The following is a 20,409-nucleotide window of genomic DNA, read 5'->3' on the forward strand; positions in this document are numbered from 1 at the left end:
GCACCCTCCGACAAGGGTGCGAAGGGTCGGGTTGGCTGGCTCGTGCGGCAATTGCGCGAAGCTCCAGATGATTTGATCGTCGAGGCATTCACTCGGGGCTCCAAGTCGCCGGAGATCGCCACACTTGAAGATCTTCGGGAAGACACTGCGCTCGTGTTGCGCAGCAGACAGAACCCTCCCGTGAGATTCAGGGTCACGCAGCGAAGCGAGATGGGCCAAGGGCGGCGGACGACACGCAAACTCGGATTTACGGACTCGGTACGACTTGATCCTGGGTTTTCTTCGGTTCACGACTAGTGGTCTGTCGTGACGACCTCTTCGCCTCGTTGCAGGTAGGCGTCGATGGCCTCCTGGGAGACGGCGGCGTTCCCGCCGATCACGATGAGCATCAATGGGTCGTCGCCGCACTTGGCCTGAGCTGCGCGAGCCTCGTCGAGATAGGCCATCGTTGCTGCGGGCAGCTCGTCGGGGGCGGTGAGCAACAGCGGCGCGCCGTAACGCGCCAGCATGGGCGTAGCACTGAATGCGTCGTACGGCACCCATGCCCGTGTGAGGCCGACAGCGAGACTCCTGCCGCCGAGGTGGCAGGACCCCAGTCCAGTGATGTGAGCGACTTCAACGGCAGTCTCGAACCGCGTCTCGCCGGCCACTCTCAAGGTCCGGATGTCGAGCTTGCGAATCGAGTCCTCGACATCTTGCGAGAGCGCCGCTGTGCCGCCCATGAGGATCACCTGTTCGACGTCGTGAGAACTGAGGAATTCTCGGATCTTCGAGTGCAGGGCGTGTGGTGGGTTCAGCAGGATCGGCAAGTTTTCGCGGGCGGCCAGCTGCCCGACGACGGGCACATCTGCGAACACCTCGCCGCTCGCCAAGATGACTGTCCGCACACCGCGAAATTGAGACAAGCCCCCGAGACGCTCCGCCACCGCCACGCTGGTCAGGAATTGGTCGGTGCCATCGATGCGGGAGACCTCCATGCCGGCTTCTGCAAGCTGGTCGTCGACGGCAGTCGATATTGCATTCGTGCTGATAAGCCTGACCAAGGGGTACCTGACTGAGGGCGATGTGAAGCGCCTCAGGTACTCCATGGTCTTCGGAGGCACTGTGTTCCGGCGTGTCAAGAGCACCGGCGTGTCGAATGGGGCTGTCACGACAGCGTCGTGCCATTTGAAGCCCGACACCATCATCACTGAGTCGATAGCGTCGCCTTTGAAGTCCGAGAATGCCTTGGTCGTCAGCACCGACGTCTCGAAGCGGTCGGCACCGCCATAGCGAACGACGTTGACCTTGGCCAGTGCCGTCTCGACGGGCGTGTCCTCGGTGGCTCCGAGCGGGGATGCCGCGACTCCCACCGTCATTGCCCCGACGAGAGCAGCGGCCGCCGCGCACCTGATCATCCGTCGACCGCAGCTGGGACTCGGGTGCTTGCATCCCCACCGACTGCTCGCAGAGCTTGGTCTTCGCAGTCGCTGCGTCACGGACCGCGATCCTTCCACAACTGCATCGGAGCCCCCCGTCGAATCAGCGCGTCTTGACCCTGCGCGGGGCGCGGTAGCTTCGCCGCGGTGCTGAAGGATCTGCGTGAGCTGCCTCGGACGGTATGGCCCAGAGCCGTGGTGTACGGCGGCATCGCCGCGGTGCTCATCGGTGTGCCGTCGGACGTGATCGACACGCCGATCTTCGGCCGACCGGTCGCCGTTGGATGGCTCGACTACGTGATCTTGGCGGCCACCTCGGCCTTGATCGGACTGATTCTGGCGATTCGGCCCTCGCCGAGCAGCGAGGCTGGTACCGAAGCGGCCGTGGAGCGACAAGGCACCGCCACTCTTTGGGGCGGGTTCGTGTCATTCCTCGCCGTCGGCTGCCCAGTGTGCAACCAGGCAATCGTCGCCCTTGTAGGCGTCTCGGGCGCATTGGCATGGTGGGCGCCGGTGCAGCCGGTCGTTGGCCTGATCGCTCTCGGCCTCCTGCTGTGGACGCTGCGCAAGCGCTTGCGCACCTATAGCGCTACCGCCTGCCCGATTCCCGCCTGATCCGGGCCCACCAGAGTCCCGTTCAGGCCAGATCCCCGTTCAGGCCAGATCCCCGCTCAGGCCAGATCCCCGTTCAGGATGGCTCCGCGAGGGCGGCGCGGATCCGGTGGCGGGTGATCCACAGGCGCAAGAGCACGAGCGCTGCGCACAGGAATGCGGTGCTGCCATAGACCATGATCGGCCCCGCAGCCACGAGTACGCCGTAGAAGCCCCACAAGATGCCTTCGCTTGCCGTCAGCACCCATGTCATCGGCGCTACGCCCACCGGGGCATACGAACGCCACGCGGCCGCCACCGATGGACCGAGGTACAGCCCGTTCGACAATCCCAGCACGGTGCCCAGGACTGTCCAGCCCGCGACCAGCTGGAGTGCTACGCACGCCACGCCGACTGCGATGCCGGAGAGCACGCCTGCACGCACCTTGGCGCCGTTGCGGTACAGCAGGTACAGCGCCACGCCGTAGCTGATCACCGCGGAGAGCACGGCGGGGATCGTCTCCCAGAATTCCTCCGCGATCACATACGCCATCCAGCCGCTATTGATCACCATGCCGACCGCTGCCCACGCGGGCGAGGCGCCTTCGGTCCGTCCGATTCGCAGGAGGCGCACAATCTGGGGCACGACCTGCACGAACGTCACCGCCGTGGCCACAACAGCCACGGCGACGGCGAATTGGCCCTGTGTCACAACAGGACTCGCTGGCGGACACTGCGTCGGCCAGGCAGCAATTGCAGCACGCGACAGGCCGCGCGAGCGGTCACCATCCCCTGAGTGTCGCAGCCTGCGCCACCCCACTTGCGCGGACGAGGCCGTTTCGGTGTTGCATTGAGGCTCGTGACCACCGACAGCGGCGACCTGAGACCTCAGCGTCGCAGGCTGACGGGCCTGGCCGCGGTGGTCCTGATGGCACTGGTGGCCGCAATCGCTCAGTCGTTCGGGCGGTTCACCTACGGGGTGCTGCTTCCCGCAGTCCGAGATGACTTCGGCCTGTCGAACACCGTCGCCGGCTCGCTGGCCACTGTGAACATGGCGGCGTACCTGGTGGGCAGTCTGATCGTCGCAGCGGCCTCGAGCCGTTTCCGCCTGCTCTCGATGATGCGTGTCGGCATCGTGCTCGCAATCATCGGCCAGGCGCTGGCGGCCATCGCCCCGGGTCCACTGGTGCTGGGCGCAGGGCTGCTTTCGATGGGTCTGGGCGGGGCCTTGACGTGGATCCCCGCCCCGGTCGTCACGGCCGACGCAATCGCTCCGGACAAACGCGCACTCGCAATCGGGTTCCTCGGCGCGGGCATGGGCCTCGGCGTCGTCTTCGCCGGCCAGCTTTCCGGTTTCGTCCGTTCGACTATGGGCGACGCGTCTTGGCGGAACGTGTACTTGGTGCAGCTCCTGATCGGCGCGGTCGTTGCCGCAGCGGTGCTGTTGCTCATCGGCCACCGCCAGGAGCGCTTGGCGTCCAAGTCCGGCCTCGGCGGGTTCAGCATCCTGCGGCGCATGCACGGCTGGGTGCCGCTGGTGTGCGCATTTACGGTCTTCGGGCTGCTGTACCTGCTGGTCGTTGCGTTCCTGACGACCCGGCTGGAGGACGACAACGGCTGGACGAGCTCGCAGGCGTCGCTGGCCTTCACCCTGGTCGGGGTGGCGATGATCTTCGGCGGTCCGCTGTTCATCGCGCTCGGAGAACGCATCGGAGCGCGCCGGACACTGGTGATCTCGTTTGCCGGATGGGCGGTCGTCACCACGCTGATCCTGCCGGGATGGTTCGTGCCGACGCTGATCTTGTCGGTCGCAGTCGGGTTGCTGTTCGCGGCGATGCCGAGCGTGCTGACCGTCTATGTCGTTACGAACACCACCACCGACGACTACGGGCCCTCGTTCGCCGCCACGACGTTCTCCTTCGGCGTCGCGCAGATGATCTCGCCTCAGCTCGGCGGCTTCATCGCCGACGCCACGGGGTCGTTCACACCGGTCTTCCAGCTGTCAGCAGCATTAGCCGTGGTCGGCATGTTCGTGTCACTCGGGCTTCCCCGGCACACAAGACCCGCCTTCCCGCCGATGCCGGCCCATGCGGTTGCAGCGGCTCCACCCGCCGACTGGCGCATGATCGACATGACTTTCGTCGTCGCACCCGCAGAGACCCGCAGCCCGGGACAACGCCATGATCCCGCAGCGGTTCGAGCGCCGGATCCACGCTGGCATCGTCTGAACGGCTCTAGGCGGCACCGGCGGCGGCGTGGTCAGTCGCTCGGCACGCCAGCTTCCTCTTGTACCTAGGCCAGTGTCGGAACGAATTAGCGTTCGTGGTGGTGTTTCGTGAGTCGTCCGTGGATCTTGAGCGGATCGGTCGGTGATGTCTGGGCCAACCGGACCTCGTGTGCCGACTGGCAATCCGGTCGTGCCGCTGACGCCATCGGACATCGCAGCGCAGGTATCGCATCTAGCGATACGCCGGGCTGCGCTCAGTTTCGGGTCGATGTCGGTGCTGGCGGCGATGGCGGGCGTGTTCGTGGCGCTCGGCGCCATGCTGACCAGCACCATCTCGGCCTCGTCGAATCTCGGCCTCGGCCCCACGCGGCTCCTGATGGGCATTGGCCTGTCGACGGGACTGTTCTTGGTGGTGATCACCGGCGCGGAACTGTTCACCGGCAACAACCTGATGGTCATCGGGCTGCTCGATCACCAGATCACGGTCCGCCAACTCGTCCGCAACTGGATCTCGGTGTACCTGGGCAACTTCGCCGGTGCGATTGTGGTGGTGCTGCTGGTGTTCTGGGCGCGCTGGTGGGAACTCGCCGACCACGCATTCGGTGCCGCAGCGCTCACCAATGCTCACGCCAAGGTCGACGTCGGCCTCGGCACGGTGTTCGCCCGGGGGATTCTCGCGAACGTATTCGTGTGCTTGGCACTGTGGCTGGCCACCGCAGCGCGTTCGCTGATCGACAAGCTGGTCGGAGTGGTGCTGCCCATCTGCGCATTCGTCGCCGGCGGATTCGAGCACAGCGTGGCTGACATGTACTTCGTGCCGATCGGGATGCTGGTCTCGGGTCAGTCCGACGTTGTTGCCGCGGCCGGGCTCTCGACGGCGCAGCTCGACGGCCTGAACGGGGCGTGGTTCGCAGGCTTCCTGGCGATCGTGACGCTCGGCAACGTTGTGGGCGGCGCCGCGGTGTCGCTGGCCAACTGGTTCGTGCACCTGCGCAAGATCCCGATCGTCGGCTGATCCTGTCGACGGTCTCGCCCCGAGGTGCCGCTAGGTGCCGTCGGCCGGGCTGTCGTCAGCGGGTTCGAGCAGGACGATGGGGAACTGGCGGTCGGTCTTGCGCTGGAATCGGACGTAGTGGTCGTCTTTGGCGGCGATCTGTTCCCACAGCGCTGTGCGTTCGTCGCCCCCGGTGAGACGGGCTGTCATCTGCTGGGTGCCGTCGCGGTTGCGAACCGTGACCGCCGGGTTGTCGCGCATGTTCAGGAACCACGCCGGGTGCTTCGTGTCGCCGCCGCGGGAACCGATGACGGCGAAGGCATCACCTGGCTGGGCGACCACGGACAGCAGCGTCGAGCGGGGTTCGCCGCTGCGCCGGCCCGTGGTGGTCACCTCGATGATGGGTGTGCCCTTGTGAATCCAGCCGACACGGCCGCCGCTGAGCCGGATCGCCGTGCGGTTCAGCCAGTTGGCCGCCCTGAACGCGAAATCAGATACCAGCAACCTTGCCTCCAGCCCTGCGTGGCAGCTTCGCCAGTGTCTATCTTCCCAGCGCAGATAGAGCCTGCTGGACCCACGGGCGCCGGCGGTGACACGCCAATTCGGTGCTGGTCACACGTGACTGCGACCGTCCTGGGCAGGCGTAGCTGCGGTGCGTTCGTGTGGATGGCGGCAAGAGGTGAGCTGGCCGCGACTGGTCGCGGCCAGCTCACCTGCCGATATCAGTTATCGATATCAGTTATCCAAGTCCAGCCAGGCGTCTTGGAAGAGCGGCCAGCTCAGCGGATGCGGGCTCACGCCGTTGACGTAATTCTGCACGGCGATCAATTCCGGCCGGAAGGCCGCAACGATCGCCGGCACGTCCTCGATCAGGATGCACTGGACCTCGGCGTATGACGCCTTCTGGCCCGCGAGGTCCTGCCCCTTGGCCTTCTCGATCAGCCCGTCCATGTACGGGTTGACGTAGTGCGGCGCGTTGTAGGGCGATGCACTGTGGAACTGCTCGCTGAGGGCCTGATCCGGATCGGCGCCCCTCCAGGCGTCGATGGTCAGCGTCTCGTTCTGCCAAACCGTGTCCCAGAACCCAGCCGATGGATTCACCACGACGTTGACCCGGATGCCCGCGGGTTCAGCACTCTCCTTGAATGCCACCGCGATGTCCATCGCACCTGTGGTGATATCGGCCGTGTGCAGGTCGATGTCGATTCCGTCCGGGTACCCGGCCTCTGCCAGCAGCGACCTCGCCAGTTCTGGGTCATACGGCGGCGGAGCGCATTCCGGCGCGAAGACGGCGTTGCTCGTGCCGATCGGGTGGTCGTAACCGGGTGCACCCAACCCCAACAGCGCCACCTGGTTGACAAGTTCCCGGTCCGTCGCTGCCTGGAAGGCCTGGCGGAGCAGCTTGTTGTCGAAGGGCGGCCTGGCGTTGTCCATGGCCAGCCCCAGCCAGCCCCAGCCTTCCAACACCAACACGTGGGTGTCGGGATTGGCGTCGATTTCAGGGACGCTCAACGGGGCCATGCCGTGTTGAATCAGGTCCACGTCGCCGGCCAGGAGTGCCGCTACCCGACCTGCGGGCTCGGGGATGTTCAGAAAGACAATCTCATCCACATAGGGCTTGCCCTCTTCCCAGTAGTTGGGGTTCCGCACCATCGTGATGCGTTCACCCGGCAGGTGCTCGTCAAGAATGAAGGGCCCCGTGCCGACCGCTCCCAAGACCAACTCCTCGAGATCCAAGTTGGCGGGAAGTATCCGTGCCTCAGACTTCTGCAGGTAGCTCGGGAAGTACCCGTTGGGGCCATCGAGGTCAAAGCGGACGGTGAAGTCGTCGAGGACGACGATGTCCGTGATGATGTTGAGAATGGCCCTCAGCGGTGAGTCAAGCTCGGGATCCAGCAGACGGTCGAACGTGAAGACCACGTCCTCGGCACTGAAGTCCTTCCCGTTGTGGAACGTCACCCCCTCCCGAAGGTAGAAGGTGTAGGAGGTGAGGTCGTCGTTGGCCACCCACGAAGTGGCCAGCTCCGGCTTCATCGTGAGATCCGGCTGGATCATGAGCAGGTTGTCATAGGTGTGCTGGGTAACAGCGGTGGTCACCGCGGACACCGAGATAGCTGGGTCCAGCGTGTGCGTGTCCGCGACCAGCGCGACTCGCAGCGTGCCGCCGTACTTCGGCCCCCCCTCGTCGGGCGGGGCGGTGGTCTCGGGCGCAGCGGTGGTCTCGGGCGCAGCAGCAGCTGGGGCGGCGGTCGTCTCCGGTGCCGCAGTGTCATCGCTGGTGCCGGTGCAGGCCCCAGCCATGAGCGCTAGCGCTATTAGCGGTACACCAAGATTCAGGAAACGTCGGTTTGATGCTCGCATTTCGATTCACCCCTCGAACTACCCCACTGTCGAAGGGATTCCGGCAGCGGAATCAAAGTATTTTGTTGGTATGCCCCGTACATCGGTACATACTCATATTGGCAAAATGAATAGCTAATATGCCCCGTACATCGGTACATACTTATATTGGCAAAATGAATAGATAGCCATCATCATTGTGACGATGACAACTTTTGATGATGCCTACTACCCCTTGAGGGCGTTGTCAAACGCACTGTTGAGAGTGGCGAACTAGCCGATCAATTCATTCACGCACTCACCAAACACGCCGACGTAGTAGTCGACGTCCTCCGCAGTGACCGCTGGCGAGTTCAATGCCGAGAGTGCCATGGCGAGAATGATAATACCGCGATTGACATAAAAAGCATGGAAATATTGTATGAGTTCATCGCCGCGGATATTGTAGCTTTGCTCGTCGCCCCGGATCTGAGCCTCCGCCATCGTACGAGGCCTCTCCAAGGAGAAGCCGACTCGCACTCCATAGCCGAGCCAGCGGCTGACTCTCCACGGGAGGTCAGCAGCCGTGACGACTTCTTGCATGCCCTTGGCCATCCGCTCACCGGCCGACATCATCCGCTCGTAGGCCGACTCGGTCATGACATGCTCCAGATTCGCCCGCAGCGCCGCAACAGCCAGCGCGTTGCCCGACAGGGTGCTGCCGATGCCCGCGACGAAGAAATTCTCGAACAGCGGCATGACGCTGTCCGCGACCTCCTGGCTGAGGCCCATGACTGAGGCAGGCATGCCGCCGGCGATCCCTTTGCCTGCGACAAAAATGTCTGGCTCCAGGTTCCACAGACCTGTGCATCCTCCCCAGGCGGCGCCGATGCCATGCGTCTCATCGATGATGAGCTTGGTGCCATAGCGACGCGTCAGATCTCGGAGGGCGATGTGGAAGTCCTGATCAAAGGGGCCACGAAGAGCCTGAGAGAACGTTGGCTCGGTAATGACGCAGGCAACGTCCCGTGGGGACAATGCTCTCTCCACAGCATCGAGGTCGTAAGGATCAACAACACGGGTCCTCGATTCGGGTTCGGGAAGCATCCCTATGCCGAAGTGGACGGCCTTCGGATGAGTAATCATCTTGCCGTCCACGACCGCGACACACGTTTCTTCCACGGTGCCGTGGTAGCTGCCATTGAACATGAGCGTGAGGTGTCGTTGGGTGACTTCGCGCGAAATCTTGATCGCGGCCCTGACCGAATCGCTGGCTGACATATGGATCTGCCATAACGGCAGACCGTAGCGACGCGTCAATTCCTCGCCGACCCAGATGGCGTCTTCCGAGGGAAGTGTGAACATAATGCCCCGCTGCGCTTGTTGAGCTATCGCATCAGCAACGGCCGGCGGTGAATGCCCGAATATCGACCCGAGATCACCTGCAAGGAGGTCGAGGTAGCGGTTGCCATCGACATCGGTCACGTAGGCTCCCCTGCCCTCCGCTATGAACAAGGGAAAGGACGGATCCATAAAACCGTTCATGAAGCAAAACGGAACTCCTGCCAAGAGCGAGTTCTTTGCTCTCTCATACAAGGCCACTGATTTCGGGTGGCTAGCTAGATAGCTTTGCTGCTCGCGCTCCATCAACAGCTTCAGTCGCTGAGGGTCGATTGTGTTCATGGGACTCCTCCTGTTTTTGTGGGTTCTACAGAACTGTTTGCCTGTAGATGGGCTAGTTCCTCCAGCGGGATGTGGCAATACAGCACATGATCTCCACCGACTGCCGTCTGTGCCGGCGGTGGTGTCTCGTCGCAAACGTCCCCGATCTTGCGAGGACAGCGACTGGCGAAGACGCAACCCTGGAACTCGGCCCGCATCGTGGGCACGAACCCCGGCAGTCGGATCGTCGTCCGCTGCGCGTCGGGATCAGGGACTGGTGCCGCTGACAACAGTGCCTCGGTATAGGGATGGGACGGCGTGTCGAGCACCTTTTGGGCCTGTCCTGACTCGACCACGTGGCCCGCGTACAGCACCAAGATCTCGTCGGAGAGATAGCGCAGCACGGCCAAGTCGTGGGTGATGAACACGTAGGACGTGTCGGTCTCTTCCTGATGAGACCGCAGCAGATTGAGCACCTGCGCCTGGACGGACACGTCCAAGGCGGAGACTGCCTCATCGGCAACGATGATGTCCGGTGAGGCGGCAAAGGCCCCAGCGATTGCCACGCGCTGTTGTTCCCCCCCGCTGAGCTCCCGCGGAGGCCGCTTCAAGTACGCCGGATCCAAGCCCACTGCCCGCAACAGCTCCTCGGCATGGCGTTGACTCTCCTGCTTGTTCAAGCCTGAGAACTTGCGCAGCGCCCGGACAATGGCGTGACCAACGGCAAGCCTCGGATTGAGGGAAGCCGTCGGGTTCTGAAAGACCATGCGCATGGCCGCCCGTTGAGCGTCGGTCCGCTCGTCGACCTCGGGCGCCAGTTCCTCTTCCTTGAGCTGTAGCTGTCCCTGGTCACGGGGCACCAGTCCGACGATGACCCGGGCAATGGTGCTCTTGCCAGCGCCGCTCTCACCCACGATTCCCAGAGTCCGTCCCAGTCCCACCGTGAAGTCCACATCGGTGACGGCACGGACCGGCGGCCGAGTCCGTGGGCCGAACATCCAGTACTTGCGGCCCCAGCTTCCGTAGAAACGGCGCAGATCCTTGGCCCCCAGAACCGGTTCTTGCTGGACGCGCCCAGTTTCCACACTCGTGTCCAACTCGCCCCACACTCCCGGTGCGATGTCATTCGGGTACAAGCAGCGTGACGAGTGCCCGACCACTGGTTCGGCCATCGGCGGAGCCTTCTGACTGCACAACTCGGTGGCCATGGGACACCGCGATACGAAGAGGCAAGCGTCCGGCGCCGGCTCGCTGGCCGGGAACACCGCACCGGGGATCCGGGTGAGCCCGACGGTCGCTCCGTCTTCGGTCGGTGGCTTGGGCACACAGTGCAGCAGCCCCGTCGTGTACGGATGCTTGGGATCTCTGAACAGTTCCCGCACCGAGGCCTCTTCCACCGTCTCGCCGGCGTACATCACCACGACTCGATCTGCGACGGCTGCGATCACTCCTAGGTCGTGTGTCACATACAGGATTCCCGCGTTGATGCGGTGCTTCAGATCGACGATCAACTCCAGGATCGTGGCCTGCGTGGTGACGTCCAGCCCCGTCGTCGGCTCATCGAGGATCAGCAGATCCGGCTCGCAGGCCAGCGCCATGGCGATCACCACGCGCTGCTGTTGGCCGCCGCTCAACTCGTGGGGATACCGTCGGAGAACCGCCTCCGGTTCGGCGAGCCGCACGCTCTCGAACAGCTCGATGGTGGCGCGGCGGCTCTGTCGGGCGTCCGCGTTCAGGTGTTCGCGTAGCACCTCGGAGACCTGCGGCCCAACACGCATGGTCGGATTCAGCGACGTCGCGGGGTCTTGATACACCATCGCGATGCGGTTGCCCCGCAAGCGGCGCAGCTCTGCCGCATCCATTTCCGCGATTTCTTGACCTTCGAAGAGAATTCGGCCGCTCACCCGTGTCGTGCCCGGCAGGTAGCCCATGGCGGCGAAGGCAGTGGTCGACTTGCCGGATCCCGACTCTCCCGCGAGTCCCAAGACTTCACCGCGTCGCACGTTCAGCGATGCATCCCGCACGGCCCGGACGGTGCCCCGCGGCGTGAGGAAGGTGACGCCCAGTTGCTCCACCTGGAGCAACGGCGCTCCACCGAGTGCGTTGCTGCTCATCCGACGACCTCTCGGGGAATCCCGCGGGCGTGCTTGATGCCATCAGTCAGCAGATTGACGCCCACCACCAACGTGGCGACCGCGCCTGCCGGCGCCAGCGTGATCCATGGCGCGCTGCCGATGAACTGTCTGCCCTCCGCGATCATGAGGCCCCAATCCGGCGAAGGCGGTTGGACTCCCAAACCCAGGAACCCCAGGGAGGACACCAGCAAGATCGAGTAGCTGAGCCGCACCGCGAACTCCACGCCGAGCGCCGGCATTGCATGAGGCAGGATTTCCCTGAAGATGATGTAGGTCGCCGACTCGCCCCGCAGACGGGCGCTCATCACGAACTCCAGGTTCTTGGCCTGCAGAGTGACACTTCGCATGACCCGCGCCGCGGAGGGAGCGAAGACGAGACCGATGGTGACGACGATCAGCGAGCCCTGCCAGTAGGCCTCGAGCCACCGCCAGGGGGCGTCTCGAGCACCCAGGGTTGTCAGCATCAACAGGGCCAGCAGCAGCGCCGGGAAGGCCATCATCCCGTCCATGACGCGCATCACCACCTGGTCCACGCGGCCGCCCTTGTAGCCGCTGCTCATCCCGATCAACGTGCCCCAGAACAGACCCAGCAGCGCACCAGCGAGAGAAAGGAGGATCAGAGAGCCCCCGCCGGACAGCACGCGGCTGAAGACGTCGCGCCCGAAATGGTCGCTCCCGAACAGATACGTCCAGCTCGGCCCCGCAAGGCGATGCGTTGCGGGAAAGTCCGGAGGCACATGAAACTCCGAAGTCGAATATGGGGCCACGATTGGGCCAAGAATCGCCAGCAATATATGGAATATGACGATGGGCAATCCGATGCGTCCAGCCGTCGTGGAGAGAGAAAGTCGCAAGAAGGTGCGGATCCCCCGACCGATCGCCGATCGCGCGTGCCGAACGGTGCCGGGCACTTCAGTTTGCGGCCCGCTCGTGTCCTGCCACATCACAATCAGGTCAACCGTATGCGCGGATCTAGGATCCGATAGCTGATGTCTGCAAAGAGGTTGCTGAAGGTATACGCCACTGCAATGAGGAGAGCGCAGGCCTGCAACAGAGGACCGTCACGGGTCTGGATTGAATTCAACAACAGCTGACCCAAGCCTGGATAAGCAAAGACGTTCTCGACGATAATGAGGCCCCCCAGGAGCCATCCGACGGTGGTTGCGACGACAGTAATCGTGGGCAGCATCGCGTTGGGAACGGCGTGCCGGAATATGACCCTTTTTCTCGAGAGGCCCTTCAGGGTCGCCGACCGCACATAGTGGCTGTCCATCGTCTCGATCACGCTGGCTCGCGTCATACGCATGATGTAGGCAAAGAGCGCAATGGTCAGGGTGAGGGTTGGCAAGATCAGGATTTCTGGCTTCGTCAGCGGAGTCTCGCCGCGGGGTATGGCGCTGGTAGTCGGCAGCCAGCCAAGCTTTAGCGCGACGATGATGGTGAGGAACAGCCCGGTCACGAACTCGGGCAGCGAAATGCCGACCATGCCGATCAGGCTCACTGCGCGGTCGCCCTTGCTGTTGGGACGCACCCCGGCCCATATGCCCACCAGCACTGCCGATGGGACCGCAATCAGCAATGCAGCTACAGCAAGATATATCGAAGGTAAGAGACGATGACCCACAATCCCTGTTATTGGCTGTCGCTGTATCAAGGAGGTGCCCAGATCGCCTCGCACTGCGCCCCAGATCCATTTTCCGTATCGCTCAGGGGCGGAGCGATCTAATCCCAGCTCTTCGCGCAGGTGCATGACGTTCTGCTCCGTGGCGTACTGCCCCATCAATCTTTCCGCGGCATCGCTCGGCAGGGCCTCCGAAACCGCGAAAATGACCACCGAGACCACCAAGAGGGTGACCACGATCAAAGCGAAACGCAGCGTCAGAAAGCGAACCATGTGTCAGGCGCCGTCTCAGAAGCGTTTGGGACCAATCGTGTTCAGCTGTCTGTGGGCACCGCGATTCGCATCGTAGTGCGCGGCATGACGTGCGCACAGCGTCTAAAACTGATGAAGTTCGTTGTACGTCGGGGTCTTTGGTGAGTTGGAGACCTATTGCCGGTTGATTTCTCTAGCGCGGCCGGTCTGAGGTATTCCGATACGGGCGGCGACGTGACGCTGGTGTGCAACGACTGGGGCGACGCACAGCTTGTGTGGATCGACGACAGTCGAACACTGATCCCGATCGACCAGCCAGAGGCGCTGACAGCCTGTCTGCGCGAGTTCTTGACTGCGAATTCCTAGTTCCGCGCCACCCGACCCGGACCGGGACCGACGACCGCCGAGACGGTGGTTCGGATGGCTCGAACCGCATGGGTGCGGGTCGTACGCTGGCTTTGCGTTCTTCCTGCGTTGAGCGCTGAGTCAGGTTCGAATGGCAACGCTCGTGGCGATCGTGTTCTTTGGGTCTCTTGTCGGGGGACTCGGCGCGCTCGCTGCGGCCATCGTGTTCCCGGAGCGACGCGTGAGCGCTCTCTATGTGGCGACGGCGTTGCTGGTCGTGGTGGGATGGCTCTCGATCCTCTCCGTCGGGATCTTTATCCTCATCGTGCCGTTCTGCACAGGTCTCGCTGCCGCCTCACTGAGCCGCCGGCGCAGGCGCTCGGCGTGACCTGAGGCCGACGACCGCCAGTGCGGCTGCAATCTCGCCGCCGAGACCGCTCCGGCACTTGTCCATCGCAGCCCGAGCTGACATTTCGCGCTCGCGGCGCAGACCGCTCGAGCACCATCGTCCAATGTGACGTTGGTCGGTCCATGGTGCTGCGTTCGATCCAGGGTGGCGTGACGGCGGATTACGCATACGAAGTCCACGAACTCGGCGAGAGTTCGGCTCGAGCCACCCTCGTCGCAAACTGTCAGATCACGGGGCTGTGGTGGAGCTTGGTCTCGCCCCTGCTTCGCGTCGCTGTCCGACTCTCGGACGGCAAACAACTCAGACTCTTCAAGGCCATGGTCGAAGAAGGCTGAGTGTGTGGCGGGGGTTGATTCGGGACGCAGCACGGTACTGTTCGACGCGTGACATCACAGCCCAAATCGGTCACTCTTGCCGAACTCAAGAGCCTTCTCGCCGATCCAGCGAGCCGCATCAAGCTCCACGACGCCATCAGCGACGAGACGATGCGAACGATCGACGCCGTTCGAAACGCTGATTGCGAGGGGTACGACGAGTGCTTGCGGGCCTACGAGCATGCATCTGCTGGTCTGATCAAGCTGCTCGTCACCGGTTCGTACTTCTCCGACTGCGCCGACCACGACAAAGCGTGGGCACATGCGGTCCGCTTGCTGGCAAATCGGATTCCGTACACCAGTTCTGCCCATGGCACGGTCATCAATCTGCAGCACCACGTCACGCTGCTGGCGATCTACGCAGTCGCTTTCGGTGCCGCTGCTGCTGATCGGATCGACCCTCTCGCGAGGATCATCGGGACGGTGCGAGCCGAGGAAGACGGCAGGATCGGGCGCGTCACCTACCTGGTCAACTGCGCCCAGCTCAAGAGGCCGGACGAAGCTCCGATCCAGGCTTCGCTTCGTCTGTGGATGACACTGCGTTCGATAACTGACGAGTTCATCCCCAGGACTCCCGAAGACGCCTTGTTTGACGCCGTGCTCGACGAGATCGAGTACTTGCTTGGCGTGACGCACGGACGAGACACCGCAGAGGGAACCGGCCCCGTGGGATACGGGGCGATTCAAGTGCTCGCAACCCGCGTTGCACCTGATCGCCTGGTGCGGCGCAATCTGGACACACTGATTGCGCACAACGCTTTTCAGAGCGTCGACGAGTTCTACATCTGCCGCGAGCGATACAACAAGATCTACGCAGCCGAAGCTCGAGTCTGAACACAGCGCGCCGAGTAGGCCGCTGAGCCGCCGGTCAGACTGGGTCGCTGCTGAAGCGGTGGGCCCGGAGGTCGCTCAGGTCTCGCAAGGTCTTCATGGCCGCGGTTGCCGTGCTTGATGCATCCTGACTGGGAGAACAAGCGGAGGTCTTGGCATGCCACTGGTACAAGGTGACGGAGTACAGCTGTACGCGGCAGAAACAGGCACTGGGTATCCCATCGTCTGGTTGCACGAGTTCGCCGCCGACTGCCGCACGTGGGAGGGCCAGGTTCGGCGGTTCAGCCGCAGCCATCGATCGAGGCGATGATGAACGACGGGATGGAGGTCGCCGCGGATCGGCTCGCTGTTGGCCGTCGGCGATGAGGACGACCCGGTCATCGAGACGAACGTCTTCCTCAAGAGGGTCTTGCCGCGGGCAGGCCTGTGGATCTGCCCGCGTACTGGCCATGAGATCAACCTTGAGGAGCCCGGCGCGTTCAACCAGGTGGCAGCGGACTTCTTCAGCGCTGAGTGCAATGCTCGGACTTGCAGCGGGGTGATCGAGGCCCGATGTAGTTGGACAACATCTTGGCAACTCAGTGGCCATCATCTCTGTCACCGGCGCATGCCATCAGCTATGCAAACTGAAGCTGATACTTGCAGATTGCATACTTCATGAGTAGGGTTCGGGCATGATCGAGCGGGAGATCACGCCGCGCCTGCGTGAGATGCTGCATCAGTACCCGGTCGTCACCGTGACCGGTCCACGCCAGTCCGGCAAGACGACGCTGTGCCGTGCTGCGTTCCCTCATCTGCAGTACTTGAATCTTGAGGCACCGGACCAGCGCGAACAGGCCGAACGTGATCCGCGGGGCTTCCTCTCTCGATGCGGAGACGGGGCAATCATCGACGAAATCCAGAACGTCCCCGAACTCCTCTCCTACATCCAAGTCGACGTCGACGAGCGCAAGAAGAATGGCTTATACGTCCTCACCGGAAGCGAGCAGTTTCGGCTCTCCCAGGCGGTCAGCCAGTCGCTCGCGGGACGTACCGCCTTGTTGCGGTTGCTGCCGTTCTCATTGTCTGAACGTGCTCGAGCGGGTGCAAGCAAAATCGTCGACGATGCAATCTTCTCCGGGTTCTACCCTCGCCTCCACGACCAGGGCCTTGATCCGAGCCAGGCACTCGGCGATTACTTCGAGACCTACGTAGAGCGCGATGTCCGCCGTTCAAACGAGGTGCGCAATATCTCGAGCTTCCGCCGCTTCGTGCGGCTGTGCGCCGGAAGAGTGGGTCAACTCGTCAACCTGAGTTCGCTGGGCAACGACGCAGGCGTGTCTCACACGACCGCACGGGAATGGCTGACCATCCTCGAAGCGAGCTACATCGTCTACCAATTGCCGCCATTCCATGCCAACCTCAACAAGCGCCTGATCAAGTCGCCCAAGCTCTATTTCTTCGATGTCGGGTTGGCCAGCTACCTCATCGGCATCGAAAATGCGAGACAGGTCGAGACTCATCCGCTGCGAGGCGCCCTTTTCGAGAATGTGGTCGTCATCGAAGCACTCAAGCATCGCTACAACCGCGGTCGTCAAGCCCGGTTCTCGTTCTTCCGGGAATCCAACGGTCTGGAGTGCGACCTGCTGTGCGAGCTGGGTCAGGGAATCCACGCGATCGAAGTCAAGTCAGGGTCGACTGTGTCAAGCAACTACTTCACGTCGCTCAACAGGGTGGGCGAGCTCCTGCCAGATGTCATCTCCAAGACTGTCGTCTATGGCGGTTCAAGTCGTCAGCATTCCAGCGATTGCGCCGTTGTTCCGTTGTCGGGCCTTGGCGCCATTCTGGATCGGCTCGACGTGGAACGGGAACTGACCGCATTTGTCGTCGACAAGAAGTCGCCCCCACCCGCGCTCAGCGACATCGAATCCTTGGACATCGCCTACCGCACGCACATTCGCCCCACCTTGGATGCACTAGCGCCGTACTGTGCGCACCTAGGGGAGAGTCTGTTCCGGCGACACAGCCAGAACTGTCGCGTGGCCCCAAAGGGAGTCGGCGGGGTGAGCGGATCCCATCTGTTGCAACCCGCGCAGTGGGAGGACACCAAGACGAAGCACATCTTGTCTCTCGGGTTCAAGCTGGATGATGAGGTGCCGCTCGACATTCGCTGGGAGTACACCCTGAATGACTACACGGGAGTCGGACACGGGAGCTTCCGCCTTCGGCTCGTAGTTGGCTGGAGTTTCGGCTCAACTGCTCTCACCCGGCACGTTTCCGTCGACGGTTCACCAATTGCCGCGCTGGATTCCACGTTCGAGTACCAGCACTTGGAAGCTTCGCCGCCCGACACCGACCACATCATCGCTGAGGCGGTCAAGGGCCTTCTTGCCTGCATTTCTGAACTGGGGAAGTCCTAGCCGGCAATGACGGTGGGCTGACTGCTGGCCAAATTGCCTTGGGTGAACGCAACGTCATGGGATGTCGGGCAGTCGGCCCTCGCACCTGGGCGCAGCTCTGGCTGCAACCCGCCGGTCGGACGTCGATCTTGTGTCCTCGGGCAGGTCAGTCTCAGTCGGCGACGTCGTCAATGCCGATGATGCTGGTCGGGCGCAGGCGCACCAGGCATTCGCCGGGGCCCGAGTTCCGCTCGCCGAACGATTCGGCTTCATCCGCGCCCATGTAGCGGGCTCCGGCGAGAGTGGATACACGCCGCAGTTCCTCGCGGTCTTCGGAGATTTCCACGACCCCGTCCACTTTCGCGAACGCGTATGGCGGCGCTTCGGTGTCGACTACCAGCGAGACGCGCGGTTCGCGCGCCATCGCAAGTGCCTTGCCGCTGCGCGTGCCGGTAGCGAAGAGCAGATCGCCGTCTTCCACGACGAACCAGACAGGCGCGACATGGGGGCGTCCGTCGGCTGCGACCCATGCGAGCTTGCCTGTTCGCGAGCCGTTACTCAGGAATTCCAGCGCCTCCGAGGTGCTCATTGGGCGCATGCTGGATCCCTTCGCAGCGCGGAACGGGTTGATAGCTCGCCGGTAGTCATTCTCGCTGATCACAGCCTTGGTTGCGACTGTCAGAATTGAGGCTCCATATCCAGAAAGGTGGGTTCTCCACACTTGCGGTGTGCCTCGCCCATGCATGTGTCACAGAGGTCGCTGTTGGTGTCACTGGGGGTCGCTACTGTCGGCCACGTGACAGGCGACGACACTTCGGGCGCAGTTCCAGCTGCCCCCCGTGATCCCGACATTGCATTGGCGCGCCTAGTCGAGGAAGGAGTCGTGTGGGGCGATGCTGCCGATTGGCTCGGGTGCCTTCCGGCTGGATCCGTCGATCTCTTCTTCACCTCGCCCCCCTACGCGAATGCACGGCGCTACTCCGAGATTCATCCGGATCGCTATGTGGAGTGGTTCGTACCGTTCGCTGAAGCGATGCTGAACGCGACCGCAGAATCCGGCTCGTTCGTGCTCAACATCAAGAACCGCGTCGCTGCGGGTGGCGAGCTCAGAGGACAGCGACATCCGTACGTCTACGAATTGGTGCTCGAGCTTCAGCGGATGGGCTGGCGCTGGCTCGAGACCTACATCTGGTCGAAGCCCAACGCTATTCCGGGCCGGTTCGGGCCGCGAACGAAAGACAGCTTCGAGTACGTGTACCACTTCGCCAAGGGCAGCCAGCCGTACTTCGACCTCGACGCCATCCGTGTGCCGTACCGGGCGAGCGAGCAAGAAATTGCCCGCCGTCGTCGCGACCAGAACGGCCGGCGAAACACCGAGGCTGGATTCGGTCGCGACCGACGATTCACGTACGACAAGGGCGGCGCCGACCCGGGCAACGTCATTGAGGCCAGCCAGACGTACAACCAGCACTGGGGTCCTGCGGGCCAGCACACGGCAGTGATGCCGGAGGGGCTCGCTGCGTTCTTCGTCCGGGCCGTTTGCCCGCGTGGGGGCCTCATCGTGGATCCATTCGCGGGCTCGGGGACCACTGTCGTCGTAGCGCGACGCCATGGCCGTCTCGCCGGCGGGGTCGAGCTGCACCGCGAGTACGTCGAGGTGTCGGCGCAGCGCATCGAGAGCGATCAATGCGAGTCTGAAGCGGGCGAGCTGCGGCTCGCGGGCTGAGCATGGCGCTCTCGGATTCCGAAGAACGGATACTCCGCGCAGCGGGCTCGGATCCGAGCCCGGTAGCGCGCCTGCAAGCCGTCGGTGTGACGCTGGCGAAACATGGAGAAGATGCCGAGGCTTCGCGCGAACTCTTGACGCAGGGCTATCTCACGCATCTCAGCCCCTCGTTTCATCTCGTTCCGAGGGGCGATTCGATGTTTGCCGAAGACGCCTTCGACGAGGCGTACGCAGCACTTGCGGTGGGCACCGCCAACTTCACGCGGGTCGACGAGACATCGCTGAGAGCGACGCTTCTTGAATGCCCAGCGGCATTAGCCCCGCTGCGCATGATCCTTGGGCTGACGCACAACGAGCTGGCGGTCGCCATCCGTCTTCACGATGCCGAGTCGAACGTGGCCGGCGGATCGCTCAAGAGTCTCGAGCGAAGCGCTCCACCGGAACGGCCGACAGCAACGAGGCAACGAATCGTCGGGTCGATCGCGGGCGCGGTGCTTGCGATGATGAATCGCGACCTGCTGCCCGTTCCGCCACGGGTAGCGACGTACTTCCATTCCAAACTCGACAAGCGCGACACGCTCAGCGGATGGCAGAGCGTGCGTGACCACACCGGTGGCGTCCCGTACTCAACGCTGCTCTTCCAGCGGTACGTAGGCGGAGTCTGGCGACAAGTGCAAGATGCGTATTCCGAAGTCAAGGGAGATGCCGTCCTGGAGATCCCGCTCCAAGACTTGCTGGACGCGCACGGGGTGCCATACCACCGAACCAAGCGCGGTGCGACCGGTGCCGCGGAGACCACAGCTCGATTCGGTCTCAAGCCGGGACCAGATTTCATCATTCCGGACGACTCCCCAACGCTTGTTGTCGAATCCAAGGTGGCCGAAGACGGCGGCACTGCCCGCGACAAGGCTGCGCGAATCCGAACGCTGGTGACGGCTGCTAACGAACGTGGGCTGAGAGCGTGCGCGTTGATCGACGGCAAGGGGTGGACCGAACGCCCGGCTGCGCTCTGCGATGTCGTCTTGGCGACGCAAGGCCGCACCTACACGCTGTCGACAATCGAGCAGATTCTTGAGCTGCCCGAGATACAGGCACTCATTGCGAACTAGCGCGATTGTGACCAGCGC

18 protein-coding genes are annotated in these 20,409 nt (G+C 63.1%); 9 read left to right on the forward strand and 9 right to left on the reverse strand.

The window, feature by feature from the left end:
- Nucleotides 1-293: 293 nt before the first annotated feature.
- Nucleotides 294-1,358 (reverse strand): cell wall-binding repeat-containing protein, encoded by a 1,065-nt coding sequence (locus tag ACOCMM_RS07175; RefSeq protein ID WP_419552495.1) that lies wholly within the window; start codon nt 1,356-1,358, stop codon nt 294-296.
- A 207-nt stretch (nt 1,359-1,565) separates the two neighbouring features.
- Here ACOCMM_RS07175 and ACOCMM_RS07180 point away from each other — a divergent pair, with 207 nt between their 5' ends.
- Nucleotides 1,566-2,033, forward strand: coding sequence for a hypothetical protein (locus ACOCMM_RS07180; RefSeq protein ID WP_419552496.1), 468 nt, complete (start codon nt 1,566-1,568; stop codon nt 2,031-2,033).
- Between the two features lie 73 nt (nt 2,034-2,106).
- Here the strand turns inward: ACOCMM_RS07180 and ACOCMM_RS07185 are convergent, their stop codons facing one another.
- Nucleotides 2,107-2,721 carry a hypothetical protein gene (locus ACOCMM_RS07185; RefSeq protein WP_419552497.1) on the reverse strand — a complete coding sequence of 205 codons (615 nt, stop codon included), beginning with the start codon at nt 2,719-2,721 and terminating at the stop codon, nt 2,107-2,109.
- A gap of 147 nt (nt 2,722-2,868) precedes the next feature.
- Between ACOCMM_RS07185 and ACOCMM_RS07190 the strand changes: the two genes are divergently transcribed.
- Nucleotides 2,869-4,305, forward strand: a complete 1,437-nt coding sequence (locus ACOCMM_RS07190; protein WP_419552498.1) for a CynX/NimT family MFS transporter — start codon at nt 2,869-2,871, stop codon at nt 4,303-4,305.
- 76 nt (nt 4,306-4,381) lie between these two features.
- Nucleotides 4,382-5,251, forward strand: a complete 870-nt coding sequence (locus ACOCMM_RS07195; protein WP_419552499.1) for a formate/nitrite transporter family protein — start codon at nt 4,382-4,384, stop codon at nt 5,249-5,251.
- A gap of 30 nt (nt 5,252-5,281) precedes the next feature.
- On the opposite strand, the gene ACOCMM_RS07200 is transcribed toward ACOCMM_RS07195, so the two are convergent.
- The 6 genes from ACOCMM_RS07200 to ACOCMM_RS07225 form a co-directional block, all read right to left on the reverse strand.
- Nucleotides 5,282-5,734, reverse strand: a complete 453-nt coding sequence (locus ACOCMM_RS07200) for a nitroreductase/quinone reductase family protein (protein ID WP_419552500.1) — start codon at nt 5,732-5,734, stop codon at nt 5,282-5,284.
- 231 nt (nt 5,735-5,965) lie between these two features.
- Nucleotides 5,966-7,591 (reverse strand): ABC transporter substrate-binding protein, encoded by a 1,626-nt coding sequence (locus ACOCMM_RS07205; protein WP_419552501.1) that lies wholly within the window; start codon nt 7,589-7,591, stop codon nt 5,966-5,968.
- 252 nt (nt 7,592-7,843) lie between these two features.
- Entirely contained in the window at nt 7,844-9,232 is a 1,389-nt protein-coding gene (locus ACOCMM_RS07210; RefSeq protein ID WP_419552502.1) for a transaminase, read from the reverse strand.
- Nucleotides 9,229-11,325: a dipeptide ABC transporter ATP-binding protein gene (locus ACOCMM_RS07215; RefSeq protein WP_419552503.1), complete on the reverse strand. Its 2,097-nt coding sequence runs from the start codon at nt 11,323-11,325 to the stop codon at nt 9,229-9,231. Before ACOCMM_RS07215 ends, ACOCMM_RS07210 begins: the two co-directional genes overlap by 4 nt.
- Nucleotides 11,322-12,083 carry an ABC transporter permease gene (locus tag ACOCMM_RS07220; RefSeq protein ID WP_419552504.1) on the reverse strand — a complete coding sequence of 254 codons (762 nt, stop codon included), beginning with the start codon at nt 12,081-12,083 and terminating at the stop codon, nt 11,322-11,324. The genes ACOCMM_RS07215 and ACOCMM_RS07220 overlap by 4 nt, the downstream gene beginning before the upstream one ends.
- Before the next feature lie 212 nt (nt 12,084-12,295).
- Nucleotides 12,296-13,240 (reverse strand): ABC transporter permease, encoded by a 945-nt coding sequence (locus ACOCMM_RS07225; RefSeq protein WP_419552505.1) that lies wholly within the window; start codon nt 13,238-13,240, stop codon nt 12,296-12,298.
- Between the two features lie 475 nt (nt 13,241-13,715).
- On the opposite strand from ACOCMM_RS07225, the gene ACOCMM_RS07230 reads away from it, so the two are divergent.
- The 4 genes from ACOCMM_RS07230 (at nt 13,716) to ACOCMM_RS07245 (ending at nt 17,577) form a co-directional block, all read left to right on the forward strand.
- A complete protein-coding gene (locus ACOCMM_RS07230; protein WP_419552506.1) occupies nt 13,716-13,952 on the forward strand; it encodes a hypothetical protein in 237 nt (78 codons plus the stop codon).
- 143 nt (nt 13,953-14,095) lie between these two features.
- A complete protein-coding gene (locus ACOCMM_RS07235) occupies nt 14,096-14,308 on the forward strand; it encodes a hypothetical protein (protein WP_419552507.1) in 213 nt (70 codons plus the stop codon).
- A 48-nt stretch (nt 14,309-14,356) separates the two neighbouring features.
- Entirely contained in the window at nt 14,357-15,181 is an 825-nt protein-coding gene (locus tag ACOCMM_RS07240) for a hypothetical protein (RefSeq protein WP_419552508.1), read from the forward strand.
- 671 nt (nt 15,182-15,852) lie between these two features.
- On the forward strand, nt 15,853-17,577 hold the full coding sequence (locus tag ACOCMM_RS07245) for an ATP-binding protein (RefSeq protein WP_419552509.1): 1,725 nt from the start codon (nt 15,853-15,855) through the stop codon (nt 17,575-17,577).
- Between the two features lie 151 nt (nt 17,578-17,728).
- On the opposite strand, the gene ACOCMM_RS07250 is transcribed toward ACOCMM_RS07245, so the two are convergent.
- Nucleotides 17,729-18,154: a PPOX class F420-dependent oxidoreductase gene (locus ACOCMM_RS07250; protein WP_419552510.1), complete on the reverse strand. Its 426-nt coding sequence runs from the start codon at nt 18,152-18,154 to the stop codon at nt 17,729-17,731.
- Between the two features lie 198 nt (nt 18,155-18,352).
- Between ACOCMM_RS07250 and ACOCMM_RS07255 the strand changes: the two genes are divergently transcribed.
- Both ACOCMM_RS07255 and ACOCMM_RS07260 read left to right on the forward strand, forming a co-directional pair.
- Entirely contained in the window at nt 18,353-19,282 is a 930-nt protein-coding gene (locus ACOCMM_RS07255) for a DNA-methyltransferase (protein WP_419552511.1), read from the forward strand.
- Nucleotides 19,283-19,284: 2 nt separating this feature from the next.
- Nucleotides 19,285-20,391: a hypothetical protein gene (locus ACOCMM_RS07260; RefSeq protein ID WP_419552512.1), complete on the forward strand. Its 1,107-nt coding sequence runs from the start codon at nt 19,285-19,287 to the stop codon at nt 20,389-20,391.
- Nucleotides 20,392-20,409: the final 18 nt, after the last annotated feature.

Source organism: Candidatus Poriferisodalis sp. (genome assembly GCF_965198245.1).
Classification (GTDB): domain Bacteria; phylum Actinomycetota; class Acidimicrobiia; order Acidimicrobiales; family Poriferisodalaceae; genus Poriferisodalis.